Below are 13345 nucleotides of genomic sequence, written 5' to 3'. Positions count from 1 at the left end.
ACCCGACAATTCCTTGTCGGGTTTATACTTATATACTGGTAAGTTACTAGTTAGTTTGCCTACGAGCCTCTTCTTTTAAAGCCTCACTGGCCACAATTGCCAACTCTACCCTGCGGTTCTTAGCTCTTCCTTCTGCAGTTGAATTATCTGCCTTGGGTTGAGTTAATCCGTACCACTTTGTAGTTAGTCTGCTACCCGAAACCCCATTGGCTACCAAATAATTGGTAACAGCTTGGGCGCGCAGCTTGGACAAGTTGAGGTTATATGCTGCGCTACCTGTACTATCTGTATGCCCTTCCACCAAAATATTAGTGTCTGGATACTCCAACAATACTTTAACTAATTTATCTAAAGTAACGGCAGAAGCAGTATTAACAGCAGACTTATTGGTATCAAAATACACCCCTCCATCCTCACTGAAGGTTACATTTATACCCTCACCAACACGGGTAACATCGGCTCCTGGAATCTCTTCTTCGATTCGTTCTGCCTGTCGGTCCATCCTATCCCCAATATATCCACCGGCAACTCCACCTACTACAGCACCAATAATAGCACCCAAAGCAGTGTTGTTACCTTTCCCTACATTATTCCCGATTACTCCTCCGATTACAGCTCCACCTGCAGCACCGCCAGCAGCACCTCTTTGTTTGTGATTTGTATTTTTAAGGGCAGTACAACTACCAAGGGTTGCCATAATCATTATTAAGGACAAACTACTAACTACTATTTTTCTCATTATTCATCGTTTTTAATAAATTCATAAACTACGGTAACTGGAGTTCCATCTACCATTACTTTAGACTCTAGCCTCATATAACTCTCGCTTAAGGAAACAATATCTAATCTATATCCCTTTCCACCGGAAATATCCTTGTATCTATCATCGATAAATTTAAACTGAAGTTGAGCATTCATTCCTTCACGCTCATAAATAGACCATCTAATAAATTGCTCTTCCTGACCGCATTCTGCACGATTGGCCAAAACATAGCTACCCGTACTATTGTTGTTTCTAAAGAACCAACTACTGCCCTCAAAACAATCATCAGATGCATGGTTAAACAATTGGGACTTAAAATTACCTGGGGCTCCTGTGTAAGAAACACTGTTCAAGATCCAATAACCATTAATGGTTTTCCTATCCTTCATCGCGGATTTGGATACCGAACAGGACGATACTAATCCTACGGCCAAGAACAGTACAAAAAATGACTTTTTAAAATGCATAATTCTTTTAGTATTTAAATGATTAATGTTACGTATATACGCAGCAAACAGACAAAAAGTATACCTAAAAATCCTAAATGAAACTAAATCCAAGCTAACAGCTTCTATAGGAAAGTATTAACGCCTAAAATAATTATAGATACAACAATTTGGTAAGCAAACTTAAGGACATTTCCCCTGTAAAATTGACTGAAAACATAGAAATTAGTGCTCTAAACACCCTTGAAACTATGAGATTCCTTAAAATTAATAAAGGGAAGCGCTGCTTCCCTCTATTTTAAAAACCATTTATGCCTAATAGGTAGTTCTAGTAAAAGTTAATTATGCCTAGAGTAGCACATCGGAATTAATTGAATTTGGTTGCTGTTTCACCTCTGCAACCTTTAGGGTTTGAAGACCATTTCTAAACTCCCAAACAATATCGTCCCCTTTGGCATACCCCATAACCGCTGCCCCCATGGGAGTTAAAATTGAAATTTTACTATTTTTAAAGTCCCCTTCCGAGGGTATTACCAATTGAAATTTATTGGTAAAGCCATTTTGCCCTTCAATAGTAACCAAAGAATTAAAGCGAATGACATCAGTGGGCATATTTTCCTCACTGTATACAATAGCCGATTTTAGTTCATCGGTTAATTTTTGAATGCTGCTTTTATAGGTATTGTCCGGATAGTACCCTGAGACATTTACCAAACGCTTCAATAAAACGAATTCTTTTTTTTCCAAAACTAGATTTCCGTACTTCATGTTACATATGTTTTTAAATTATTTATGGAAAAATCCCTCTTTGCAGGTATGCTTTTTCCAATCTTTCAATAGCTATCATAAAGGCAGCGGTACGCATATCTCCCTGCCTTTCCTGGCCTTTGTCGTAGACCTTATCAAAGACCTCTTTCATTTTTTTGTCGAGCCTGGTCATCACATCTTCCAATTGCCAATACTCTCCGTTTCTATTTTGAAGCCATTCATAATAACTGGCCATCACTCCCCCACAATTACATAAAATGTCTGGTAAAACGCCAATCCCCCTATTCAACAAAATTTCTTCGCCTTCTACATCGGTAGGTCCATTAGCACCTTCTGCAATAAGAAATGCTTTTATTTTACCAGCGTTGTCCGCGGTTATCTGATTCCCTAGGGCTGCTGGGATACATATATCGCACTCCAACTCAAAAAAGTGGTCTTTGTCCAATGCGGAAGCCTCTGGGAAATTTAATATGCTCCCATTATTTTGCTCCATATACGCAGCCAACGCAGCTACCTTTATACCATTCTTATTGGTTATACTACCAAAGGCATCTTGTACACCAACTAGTTTGGCACCCTCATTCTCTAAAAAGTAGGCAGCCCAATACCCTACATTTCCAAAACCTTGCAGAATAAATCTTTTGTCTGCAAGACTAATCTTTTTCCTTTCGGCCCAGAACTTAATGTTTAAAAAGACGCCATAGCCTGTGGCCCTGTCCCTTCCTTCCGATCCACCAGTTCCTATTGGTTTTCCAGTAACCACGTGCTGGTTCTTAGATCTTTCTGTTGGGGGTTTTGTAGACATATAAGTATCCAATATCCACGCCATGGTTTGGGCATTGGTATTTACATCAGGCGCGGGAATATCGTGTTCGGGACCAATATTATCTCCTAAGGCATACGTGAATCTTCTGGTGATTCGCTCTAATTCTGAAGTAGAATACTTGGAGGGATCTATCTTAAGTCCCCCCTTGGCGCCCCCATAAGGCAAGCCGGCCAAAGAGGTTTTCCATGTCATCCACATCGCTAAGGCCTTAGCAGTCTCTATATCTACAGTCGGATGATAGCGCAATCCACCCTTATACGGTCCTAGTGCGTTATTATGTTGTACCCGATAACCTGTGAATACTTCTATTTCCCCATTATCCATCTTAACCGGGAAGTGGATGATGAGCTCATTATTGGTAATACTTAGAATCTTTCTAATATTACTATTTAACTCTATAATATCCGCAGCATGGTTAAATTGACGCATTACGTTCTCTAACATACCCTGCCTAGGCTGTTCCTTTACATTCGTTATCATAAAAAATTTTAATACGTTCTTACTTCCTTCCTTAAAATGAAGTGTGGATCCATGGACAATGATTCCGAATTGGAAAATTGAAATTCATTGCAAATCCAAATATGGTTTTTGTTTTTGGTAAGCACGCAAGTGTGGTAAAACTTACAACTAGGGCATATTCCGTTACTCTTTCCCATATTTCACTAATTTAGAGAAATAGCAAGGGCAAGTATAATGCCAATGATTATGTTGATTTAATTAATAACCTTCAAGCCCTTATTTTACAGCCGGTTGCGCGTAGCGACGGTGACAACGCTACCATGGTGTAGCTAGGGAGATATCCCCCGATGGGGAAAAAATACCCAGTATGAAATTTAGGGTTTAACGAATTTTTTGACGCAGTGTCTTTCGGTCTATCTCTAAAATTTCGGCCGCCTTGGATTTGTTGTTCCCCGTGGCTTCCAGAACTTTTAGTATGTAGTTTTTTTCCACTTCCCGTAAAGGAAGCAGCTTGTCATCGGGAAAATGGATTTTATACTTAATGGAATCGGGAAGATCCCCCAAATCAATCTTCTTATCGCACATAATTACCGCCCGTTGCACCACATTTTCCAATTCCCTAATATTCCCTGGCCAATTGTATCGCACAAGCAGGTCTAATGCATCTTGAGAAATGCTTACTATCCTATCCTTATACTCTACCCCATATTTAAAAAGAAACTTATCTACCAAAAGGGCAATATCTTCCTTGCGATCCCTTAACGGCGGTACATTTATCTCTACCACGGTTAATCGATAATACAAATCTTCCCTAAAGCTTCCTTTTTTTACCATAGCCTTAAGGTCGCTATTAGTGGCTGCTATTACGCGTAGATTAATTTTCTCCGATTTTTGAGACCCCACCTTTATCACCTCCTTTTCTTGGAGTACCCGCAGTAATTTGGATTGTACTGCTGGTGAGGCATTCCCCACTTCATCCAAAAATAGCGTACCCTTATCTGCGGCTTGAAACAACCCCTGACGTTGTTCTTGTGCCCCGGTAAAAGCGCCTTTTGCATATCCAAACAACTCGGATTCTAACAAGCTTTCCGGGATTGCGCCACAGTTCACCGCAATAAATGGTGCCCTAGAGAATTTCCCCATATAGTGAACGGAACGCGCCACCAATTCCTTCCCGGTACCACTTTCCCCATTAATCAGCACGGTGGCCTTGTTATCCTTTACCCTATCTATAATAGAGGTGACTGTCTTAATGGCCTTGGACCTCCCAATGAGCTCGCCATAACTTTCAATTTCCGACCTATCTATGGAGGCAGACCTTACTATATTTCCTGTATCACTTCCCTTTGCCGCAAAGCTTTTTGTGACGGCCTGCCGCAGCTCTTCCTTGGTAAATGGTTTAACTAGATAATCCATGGCGCCCGACTTTAAGACCGTGAGGGCATCATCTACCGAAGGGTAGCCCGTTACCACCAATTTTGGAAGCTTGGGGTAATGCTCGGACACATAGTTTATTAATTGCATCCCATCTACATCGGGCATCCGTAGGTCTGTAATTAATAAATCTATTTTGGAATCCTTTAAAATAGCGAGTGCTTCCTTTACGGATACGGCTTTAAAAGCATGGTAGTTAAACGATTGTAGATGCCTGTGTAGGAGTTCTAGTATGTTTATGTCATCATCAACAATTAGTACGTTTTCTTTTTTAAAGCCCATCTGCTACTTTTTAGGAAATTGAATCACAAATATAGTCCCTTTGGGTATATTGGGACGGTACTCAATAGTTCCTCTGTGGCTTTTTACAATACCGTGCACCACGCTTAATCCAAGCCCTGATCCTTCCCCAGTTGGCTTGGTGCTGTAAAAGGGTTCAAAAACCTTTTCACGGATGCTTGGAGCTATTCCCGGACCTTGATCCTCAATAAGCATCTCTACACCATCCTCCTTCTCTGTAATAAATAGGCGGATTACACTTCTTTGTGGGGCAAAGTAAATGGCATTCAGCATTAAATTAAAGACCACCTGGGTCAGCTGTATGGCATCTACCCTTAGGAAAATAGACTCCCCACTAAAACTAAGCTCCCCTTTTATTTTTTTACTTTTTAAGCTGGGCTGCATAAGATTAAACGCATCGGATACAATAGGCACTATATTTACCAAGTCCATCTGCTGGGGCATTTCACAGGCAAAAAACATTAATTTTTTCACCACTTCTCGTGAAAATATGGCGCTGTTGATAATCTTGTCTAAATCCCTATTCGCCTCCGAATCCTCTTTTATCCTTGCTTTTAGTAGCTCGGAAAACCCTAGGATATTGGCAAGTGGAGTATTTAGCTCATGAGCCATTCCCGCTGTGATCTCTCCCAAAATACTTAACCGATCTGTATGCTCCATTTTTCGTTTAACCAAGTCTTCCTTGTCTTTAATCTGTTTCCGCTCCAACAGATTGCCCACTTCCATACAAATGTTCTGCAAGAGCTTCTTCTCTTCTAATAAAAAGTTGGAAACAGCATACGAAGGGGAAGGATAGGCTACTTGGATATACCCCACCTTCTTGTTAAAAACTTCTACGTTCGATTTTAGGGCCACGTTGCGCTGTGGAAACTGATCGGTTTTCATGGAGTATTGATCAGTAACCAATGCTATATGGGCATCCTTATTATGTCTAAAAGCCTTTTGCAAACACCTCATAATCCCTTTTAAGGCATCTTCCATCTGATCATAATCGCAATTAACGATGATAGAGGTAACCTCGTACATACAGGTCAATTCCTTAATACGCTCCTTTAGCTTCTCCTCTGCGGGATTTACAGCCATTTTTTTTGTGATTAATAGATTTCTTTAATATTTCAACAAAGTTAGGAGTTCTGATGCAAATCGCGATTTAGGAAGGTAGGTATCTTCCAAGTTTTTGGCAAATGGAATGGGCGTATCCAAACTAGCCACCCTCTTAACGGGAGCATCTAAGTATTCAAAACAGTTTTCCATAACCATTGCAGAAATGTCGCTCGCCACACCGCCAAAGAGACTGTCTTCCTGCAAGATAATTACTTTCCCTGTTTTTTTTACCGATTGGTATACAGCCTTCATATCCAAAGGTTGTAAGGTACGTAGATCTAATAGGTCTGCTTTTACATTGGGATGACTGTCCAAAACCTCCAAGGCCCAATGTACCCCCATACCATAGGTAACTATGGTAATTTCCTCTCCCTGCCGTAAAAGGGCGGCCTCCCCAAAAGGAAGGGTGTAATAGGCTGTGGGCACCTCTTGATACTTACTTCTATAAAGTGCCTTATGTTCAAAAAACAACACTGGATTGGGATCGTTTATGGCGGTTGCTAAAAGCCCTTTGGCGTCATAAGGGAATGCAGGGTACACCACCTTAAGCCCCGGGGTTTTGGTAAACCAAGCCTCATTGGTCTGGGAGTGAAAGGGTCCAGCCCCTACTCCGGCCCCACAAGGCATGCGAATAACTACGTCCGCATTTTGTCCCCAACGATAGTGAACCTTGGCCAAGTAGTTAACAATTGGATTAAAACCAGTACTTACAAAATCGGCAAATTGCATTTCTACAACCGCCTTGGTCTGTCTTATGGAAAGACCCATAGCCATAGATACTATAATAGATTCACAGATAGGGGTGTTTCTTACCCGATCTTTTCCAAATTGATCCAGAAATCCTTCGGTAACTTTAAAAACACCTCCGTAATCTGCAATATCCTGCCCCATTATCACCAAATCCCCATGTTTCTCCATGGATTGCCTTAAACCCTCCGAAATAGCATCGACAAGCCTTATATTGGCAGTTTCAGAATTTGGCGCCACCTCTTCATAATTAAACTCTTTATACAAGTCATTAATTTCTGTGTTTGCATCCGATACTATAGGGGGTTGATCAAAAGCTATTTTTAAATGTTGATCTATTTCAGCTTGGTATTCCTCCTTAAAGGAATTGATCATCTCATTATTCAATATTTTTTCTTTTAAGAGATTGTTCTCATACGACACCAAGGGGTCTTTCTTTTTCCAAGTATTCAACAACTCCTCGGGGACATATTTTGTGCCACTAGCTTCTTCATGGCCCCGCATCCTAAAGGTTTTAAACTCTATCATTACTGGCCTGGGGTTCTCCCTAATGCTCTTACACAATTCAGAAACCTTAGTGTATACTTCCTCTACATTATTTCCATCCAGGATATGCGATTCCATTCCGTATCCTACCGCCCTATCTGCCAAGTGCTCACAGTTGTATTGCTCCTTAGTAGGGGTAGACAAGGCATAACCATTATTTTCTATACAGAACAACACAGGCAGACTCCATACGGAAGCAAGATTTAAGGCTTCGTGAAAATCCCCTTCACTAGTTCCCCCTTCACCGGTAAACACCGCAGTTACCTTCTTTTCTCCCTGGATCAACTCCGCCAAGGCAATTCCATTGGCAACTCCCATTTGTGGTCCTAAATGCGAGATCATCCCCACTACTTTGAACTCTTGAGAGCCAAAATGAAAGCTTCTATCCCTTCCTTTTGTAAATCCGCCTGCCTTTCCCTGCCATTGAGCAAAAAGTCGGTGCAAGGGTATATCCCTTGTGGTAAAGACTCCTAGATTACGGTGCATAGGAAGGATAAACTCTTCCGCAGTCAAGGCACTGGCTACACCAATATTGATAGCTTCCTGACCCATACCGCTAAACCATTTTGAAATTTTTCCCTGCCGCAGTAAGAGCAACATCTTTTCCTCTATCAACCGGGGCTTCAGCATACGTTGATACAGTGCTACTTGCGTATCCTTATCAATACCTAACTTATTAAACTGCATGTTATATATTTACTGTTTTATGGATAATAATTTATAAATGTAACGAAAGCCTAAAACAAAGACCAACAATATATGAAGAAGATTGTCTTATTATTTATTAACTTTGATTTATCTAAATAAAAGAAATGAGTACTATACCAAGCGTAAACTTAGAAGATTTTATTTCGGGAGATCCTGCCCGGAAGGAGAAATTTATAAAAGAGATTGGCAGCGCCTTTGAAGATATTGGATTTGTTGCTTTAAGCGGACACTTTTTATCGGACAAATTGGTGGAAGACCTATATGACGAGATCAAAAAGTTTTTTAACCTACCACAAGAAGTCAAAAACAAATATGAAATAGAGGGCATTGGAGGACAAAGAGGCTACACCTCTTTTGGTAAGGAACATGCCAAGGGGAGAAAGGAAGGCGACCTTAAAGAATTTTGGCATTTTGGCCAATATGTGGAAGATGACCCAAAATTGGAAAAGGAGTATCCTAGCAATGTTAGGGTGACAGAACTGGATAAATTTAATGAAGTAGGCAAGGAAACCTATAAAATGCTGGAAAAAACAGCTAAATACGTACTCAGGGCCTTGGCTCTTCACTTGAACCTGGAAGAAACGTATTTTGACAATTATATTAAGAATGGAAACTCCATTTTAAGACCCATTCATTACCCTCCCATTACAGATGAACCAAAAAATGCGGTAAGGGCAGCAGCACATGGAGACATTAATCTAATCACCCTATTAATGGGAGCTCATGGAAAAGGCCTGCAGGTAAAAAACCATGAAGGAGAATGGGTAGATGCCATTGCCAAGCCAGACCAATTAATGATTAATGTAGGGGATATGCTTTCGCGACTTAGCAACAATAAATTGAAGTCTACCATCCACCAAGTAGTGAATCCGCCAAAAGAATTATGGGGTACTTCTAGGTATTCCGTTCCGTTCTTTATGCATCCAATAAGTGAAATGCCCCTAAACTGCCTAGAGAATTGTATAGATGAATCCCATCCCAAACTTTATGAGGATATTACTGCAGGCGAGTTTTTACACCAACGCTTAATAGAACTTGGATTGATCAAAGCCTAGCGGCAAGGAGGTGTAGAACACAACAAATAACCAGCATACCAAGAATTATTATTATCATATAACGTAGTCAGTAGAAGATGGACTTAAAAGACCAACTTAAAAATTTATTTCCCGATCATCAGGTCGAAGAAAGTGAGGACGAAAAGCAGGAAGAAAATGGGATTTGGTTGCAGGACGACCCCATTATCTGTAAATATGAAAAGCGAAAGGGAAAACCCATCACTATATTAGAAGGGTATAACGGAGCAGACAGTGATTTTAAAAAGCTCGCTAAGGAATTAAAAACCAAACTTAGTGTGGGTGGTTCCGTAAAGGGCGACACCATAATCATACAGGGGGATTTCAGGGATAAAATCATGGAATTGCTTAAAAATAAGGGGTTTAAGGTAAAGCGTGTGGGAGGTTAGAATTTTGTTAATTATTTCATGATATTAAGATATTATGTTACATTTAATAGTTACAACCTAAACTACCAATGAAAATGAGTTCCCAATTACACATCACAAACGGTGATAATTTCACCAAAAAACTGCAAGGCCTTAAACTTGGCGGGGAAATTATTACCTGGCGCGAAATGTTGTGCGAAGGCAAGACCGAATCCAATGTAGGCAGTGAATCCTTTTGGAAAACCAGATTTGAGTTTTTAAACAAAAATTATAAGGTAACCAAATCCTGGTTTATTGAAAAAACCCTAAAGGAATATCGCTCCCTGTGCAACCATAAATATCAAGATCAAATTGTGCTGTGGTTTGAATACGATCTATTTTGCCAAATCAATATGCTAGCTGTTATCTCTTGGTTAAAGACCAATAGGCCTTTTGCTGAGATCTCCTTGGTGTGTAGTGGAAAAGAAGATGCATCGGACAAGCTTTATAGCTTAAATGAGCTGAGCGATGAGGAAGTTTTGAAGTTATACGAAAAGCGTACCTTCCTAACCCAGGACGATGTGGAGTATGCAGATTATGTTTGGCAGCTCTATTGTAGCGATAATCCAATTCGTTTGGAGAACTTAAAGGATTTCAGCAATTTCCAATTTACCTATTTGGAATCGGCCATTAGAGCGCATTTGATGCGTTTTCCTACCATAGAAAACGGATTGAACGAAGTGGAAAATAACATCCTTCGATTGGCCAACAGCACTAAGCCTAAATCAAAATCCGAATTATTGACCACAGTACTTAACAACCAAGGATTCTATGGTTTTGGGGATACCCAATATACCCGACTCATTGATAAATTAAAACCCCTATTCCTATCCTTTAAGCCAGTTACATTATCTAAGACTGGAAATGAAATACTCTTGGGCAATACCAGTTATTATTCCTGCATACAGGACAACGATGTATTCTTGGGGGGAGCTTTAAAATATGGTTTTCTGTACAACTCCAAAACAAACAGAATTCTAAAGTTATAGCATGCAACTTACTGCCTCAGAGCTTGTGCTAAACGCCGATAATAGTGTTTACCACCTTAACCTACATCCCGAAGAACTTGCTACCACCATTATTACGGTGGGTGACCCCGAACGCGTTCCGTTAATATCCCGATATTTTGACACCTTGGAGGTCAGTAAAATTAAAAGGGAATTCTGTACCCACACCGGGAGGATCGGCAAAAAATGGATAACCGTAATTTCCACGGGCATCGGAACCGATAATATTGATATTGTCCTTAACGAATTGGATGCGTTGGTAAATATAGATTTCAACAGCAGAATGGTTAAAAAGGAAAAAACCCAATTAGATATCATTCGTATTGGGACTTCAGGTGCTATACAACCAAATATTCCACTACATTCCTTTATAATGAGCGATTATGCAATAGGCTTGGATAGTCTCCTTCATTTTTATGATAGTGAACATGTACAGCATCCCGCTATTCAACAGGCGTTTTTAGCGCATTGCAATTGGTTAAAGGATAAATCTACCCCCTATGTGGTTCGTTGTGATGAGGAATTAGCGAAAAAGTTTACCGGCAAGCAGATGATTTCTGGTTTCACAGCCACTAATGTGGGCTTCTACGGTCCCCAAGGTAGGGTATTGCGCTTGCCCTTACAAGACGCCGAGATGAATCAGAAAATAGGTAGTTTTGACTACCAAGGCATGCAGATAACCAATATGGAAATGGAAACTGCCGGTATTTACGGACTTGCCAAGCTATTAGGCCATAGAGCCGTTTCACTTAATTGCATTCTAGCCAATAGAACTACCGGAGAGTTTTCCAAGGATCCCCAAAAAGCAACCCAAAATCTTGTTACCTATGCCCTAGAGCGCATTTTAGAAAATTGATATCCCGCATCGCTACTAGGGATTTAATGGATTTATTTAAGAAAGCATTGGTATCTTTGTAGTACTTTAATTTAGTACAAACTTCCAAACACACATCATTTTGAAAAAGATAAACATAATAGGTGTTCCTGAACATTTTAATTTCCCTTGGCATTTGGCCATTGAGGAAGGCGCATTTAAATCTAGGGGAATCGACTTAGAGTGGACAGATATTCCGGAAGGAACAGGAAAAATGGCTCAAATGCTACAGGAGGGAACTGCAGATTTAGCCATTATTCTAACCGAAGGGGTAGTGAAAAGTATTTCTGAAGGCAATCCCGTGAAAATTGTTCAAGAATATATTGCCAGTCCCCTATTATGGGGCATTCACGTTGCCCATGGCAGTGCATTTAACAGCTTGGAAGATCTGCAAGGGAAAACAGCTGCTATTAGCAGGTTTGGCAGTGGCAGTCATTTAATGGCTTATGTAAACGCACAAAATATTGGCTGGAACACCGAGGATCTTAAGTTTAAGGTGGTAGATAATCTAGAAGGAGCAGTAGCTGCTCTTACCAAAGGAACGGCCGACTATTTTATGTGGGAACGTTTTACCACAAAGCCATTGGTAGATCAACAGATATTTAAAAGAATTACAGACTGTCCTACCCCATGGCCGTGTTTTGTGGTAGCTGCTACAGATGCATTTATAACCGATAATTCTGGCATTTTACAACACATACTCGAGGTAATAAACACCTACACGGAAGATTTTAAAAATATTCCGAGCATAGACAAAACCCTATCCAACAACTATGGGCAGCAGCTAGAGGATATTCAGCACTGGCTTTCCCTTACTAGATGGAGTCAGAAAAAATTGGATGAAACCACTTTGAAATCGGTTCAGGACACCTTGTTAAATCTAAAACTTATAGAAGGAGTCTTACCGCATAGCTCAGTGATACACAGTTAAAGAAAACACCAGTCCATAACGCTTAGTAGCGCTATGGACTGTTTTTATCAGGAGTTTTCTACCAATCTATAGGCTGCAAACCACTTTTCACTAAAAGCTCATTGGTTTTCCCAAAATGCTTGTTTCCAAACCAATACCCCCTATTAGCACTAAGTGGTGAAGGATGTCCCGAGGTTAATACATGGTGCTTTTGGGCGTCTATTAATTTTATTTTTTTCTTTGCATACCCACCCCATAATAAAAACACCAAACCAGTTTTCTCCTGCGATAATTTAGAAATGACGGCATCTGTAAAGGTTTCCCATCCCTTTCCCTGATGGCTTCCGGCATGATGGGCCCTTACCGTTAGCGTAGCATTTAGTAATAATACACCCTGTTTTGCCCATTTTTCCAAATTACCGCTTTCCGGAATTGGTTTTTGCTGGTCTTCTTTGAGTTCCTTAAATATATTCACCAATGAAGGTGGGTGTGGCATTCCATCATTTACGGAAAAACAAAGTCCGTTAGCCAAACCTTGTCCGTGATAAGGGTCCTGCCCTATTAATACCACTTTGGTATCTTTTAACAAGCAGTGATTAAAGGCCGCGAAGATCTGCGACTCTGGCGGAAAGCACTGGTGCTCCGTGTACTCCTTCCTAACAAATGATTGAAGCTCCCTAAAATAAAGTTGGTTAAACTCGCTATTCAATAGCTGATGCCAATTAGGATCTAGGTTACCATACATAAGCAGTCAAATATGTTTTTTAAAATTAAGAAGGGCTTTAGGCAGTAACCCCTTAAAATATGAATCCGCTAATCTAACAAAATTTGACCAATGACAAATTTATGGCGTACCCTAAGTTTAGGAAGCTAAGGAAAACTATCTTATCTTGTTGTACTTGGAATAAATAATAATTAGGAAGCAGAATAAACCTTTTTGCTTTTTTGGAGTCCAACAATAGAACTCAAGTTA

Annotated in this window: 13 protein-coding genes; 5 read left to right on the top strand and 8 right to left on the bottom strand. The window is 40.2% G+C overall.

What is annotated here, in order from left to right:
* Window positions 1-46: 46 nt before the first annotated feature.
* From F1E73_RS08855 to F1E73_RS08825, 7 genes are all read right to left on the bottom strand, one after another.
* A complete protein-coding gene (locus tag F1E73_RS08855) occupies window positions 47-739 on the bottom strand; it encodes an OmpA family protein (protein ID WP_150451706.1) in 693 nt (230 codons plus the stop codon).
* Window positions 739-1230: a lipocalin-like domain-containing protein gene (locus F1E73_RS08850; protein ID WP_086478327.1), complete on the bottom strand. Its 492-nt coding sequence runs from the start codon at window positions 1228-1230 to the stop codon at window positions 739-741. The genes F1E73_RS08855 and F1E73_RS08850 overlap by 1 nt, the downstream gene beginning before the upstream one ends.
* A 327-nt stretch (window positions 1231-1557) precedes the next feature.
* Complete coding sequence (locus F1E73_RS08845; RefSeq protein ID WP_086478328.1) at window positions 1558-1977, bottom strand: GreA/GreB family elongation factor; 420 nt, start codon at window positions 1975-1977, stop codon at window positions 1558-1560.
* 22 nt (window positions 1978-1999) lie between these two features.
* Window positions 2000-3283: a Glu/Leu/Phe/Val family dehydrogenase gene (locus F1E73_RS08840; protein ID WP_150451705.1), complete on the bottom strand. Its 1284-nt coding sequence runs from the start codon at window positions 3281-3283 to the stop codon at window positions 2000-2002.
* A 360-nt stretch (window positions 3284-3643) separates the two neighbouring features.
* Window positions 3644-4978, bottom strand: a complete 1335-nt coding sequence (locus F1E73_RS08835) for a sigma-54-dependent transcriptional regulator (protein ID WP_150451704.1) — start codon at window positions 4976-4978, stop codon at window positions 3644-3646.
* A 3-nt stretch (window positions 4979-4981) separates the two neighbouring features.
* Window positions 4982-6079 carry a sensor histidine kinase gene (locus tag F1E73_RS08830; RefSeq protein WP_150451703.1) on the bottom strand — a complete coding sequence of 366 codons (1098 nt, stop codon included), beginning with the start codon at window positions 6077-6079 and terminating at the stop codon, window positions 4982-4984.
* A gap of 24 nt (window positions 6080-6103) precedes the next feature.
* A complete protein-coding gene (locus tag F1E73_RS08825; RefSeq protein WP_150451702.1) occupies window positions 6104-8080 on the bottom strand; it encodes an alpha-ketoacid dehydrogenase subunit alpha/beta in 1977 nt (658 codons plus the stop codon).
* Window positions 8081-8205: 125 nt separating this feature from the next.
* Between F1E73_RS08825 and F1E73_RS08820 the strand changes: the two genes are divergently transcribed.
* The 5 genes from F1E73_RS08820 to F1E73_RS08800 all read left to right on the top strand — a co-directional run bounded on the left by F1E73_RS08820 (window position 8206) and on the right by F1E73_RS08800 (window position 12393).
* Window positions 8206-9156 (top strand): isopenicillin N synthase family dioxygenase, encoded by a 951-nt coding sequence (locus tag F1E73_RS08820; protein WP_150451701.1) that lies wholly within the window; start codon window positions 8206-8208, stop codon window positions 9154-9156.
* A gap of 77 nt (window positions 9157-9233) precedes the next feature.
* Window positions 9234-9563, top strand: a complete 330-nt coding sequence (locus F1E73_RS08815; RefSeq protein WP_086478334.1) for a translation initiation factor — start codon at window positions 9234-9236, stop codon at window positions 9561-9563.
* A 74-nt stretch (window positions 9564-9637) separates the two neighbouring features.
* A complete protein-coding gene (locus F1E73_RS08810; protein WP_150451700.1) occupies window positions 9638-10570 on the top strand; it encodes a DUF1835 domain-containing protein in 933 nt (310 codons plus the stop codon).
* A gap of 1 nt (window position 10571) precedes the next feature.
* A complete protein-coding gene (locus tag F1E73_RS08805) occupies window positions 10572-11444 on the top strand; it encodes a nucleoside phosphorylase (protein WP_086478336.1) in 873 nt (290 codons plus the stop codon).
* A 100-nt stretch (window positions 11445-11544) separates the two neighbouring features.
* On the top strand, window positions 11545-12393 hold the full coding sequence (locus F1E73_RS08800; RefSeq protein ID WP_150451699.1) for a substrate-binding domain-containing protein: 849 nt from the start codon (window positions 11545-11547) through the stop codon (window positions 12391-12393).
* A 58-nt stretch (window positions 12394-12451) separates the two neighbouring features.
* Here F1E73_RS08800 and ung read toward each other — a convergent pair whose 3' ends face one another.
* The gene (gene ung / locus F1E73_RS08795) at window positions 12452-13117 is read right to left on the bottom strand and encodes a uracil-DNA glycosylase (protein ID WP_086478338.1); all 666 of its coding nucleotides are present in this window, start codon (window positions 13115-13117) and stop codon (window positions 12452-12454) included.
* Between the last annotated feature and the right edge of the window lie 228 nt (window positions 13118-13345).

The sequence above is a fragment of the Arenibacter lacus genome, assembly GCF_008711145.1.
GTDB classification, from domain to species: domain Bacteria; phylum Bacteroidota; class Bacteroidia; order Flavobacteriales; family Flavobacteriaceae; genus Arenibacter; species Arenibacter amylolyticus.
This window is presented reverse-complemented; position numbering and strand designations above follow the sequence as displayed.

What these genes read in the sequence shown, in the direction of transcription:
- F1E73_RS08845 (WP_086478328.1), bottom strand. Translation starts at nt 1,977, where the DNA reads ATGAAGTACGGAAATCTAGTTTTGGAAAAAAAAGAATTCGTTTTATTG.
- F1E73_RS08850 (WP_086478327.1), bottom strand. Translation starts at nt 1,230, where the DNA reads ATGCATTTTAAAAAGTCATTTTTTGTACTGTTCTTGGCCGTAGGATTA.
- F1E73_RS08830 (WP_150451703.1), bottom strand. Translation starts at nt 6,079, where the DNA reads ATGGCTGTAAATCCCGCAGAGGAGAAGCTAAAGGAGCGTATTAAGGAA.
- F1E73_RS08840 (WP_150451705.1), bottom strand. Translation starts at nt 3,283, where the DNA reads ATGATAACGAATGTAAAGGAACAGCCTAGGCAGGGTATGTTAGAGAAC.
- F1E73_RS08815 (WP_086478334.1), top strand. Translation starts at nt 9,234, where the DNA reads ATGGACTTAAAAGACCAACTTAAAAATTTATTTCCCGATCATCAGGTC.
- F1E73_RS08820 (WP_150451701.1), top strand. Translation starts at nt 8,206, where the DNA reads ATGAGTACTATACCAAGCGTAAACTTAGAAGATTTTATTTCGGGAGAT.
- F1E73_RS08810 (WP_150451700.1), top strand. Translation starts at nt 9,638, where the DNA reads ATGAGTTCCCAATTACACATCACAAACGGTGATAATTTCACCAAAAAA.
- F1E73_RS08825 (WP_150451702.1), bottom strand. Translation starts at nt 8,080, where the DNA reads ATGCAGTTTAATAAGTTAGGTATTGATAAGGATACGCAAGTAGCACTG.
- F1E73_RS08805 (WP_086478336.1), top strand. Translation starts at nt 10,572, where the DNA reads ATGCAACTTACTGCCTCAGAGCTTGTGCTAAACGCCGATAATAGTGTT.
- F1E73_RS08835 (WP_150451704.1), bottom strand. Translation starts at nt 4,978, where the DNA reads ATGGGCTTTAAAAAAGAAAACGTACTAATTGTTGATGATGACATAAAC.
- F1E73_RS08855 (WP_150451706.1), bottom strand. Translation starts at nt 739, where the DNA reads ATGAGAAAAATAGTAGTTAGTAGTTTGTCCTTAATAATGATTATGGCA.
- ung (WP_086478338.1), bottom strand. Translation starts at nt 13,117, where the DNA reads ATGTATGGTAACCTAGATCCTAATTGGCATCAGCTATTGAATAGCGAG.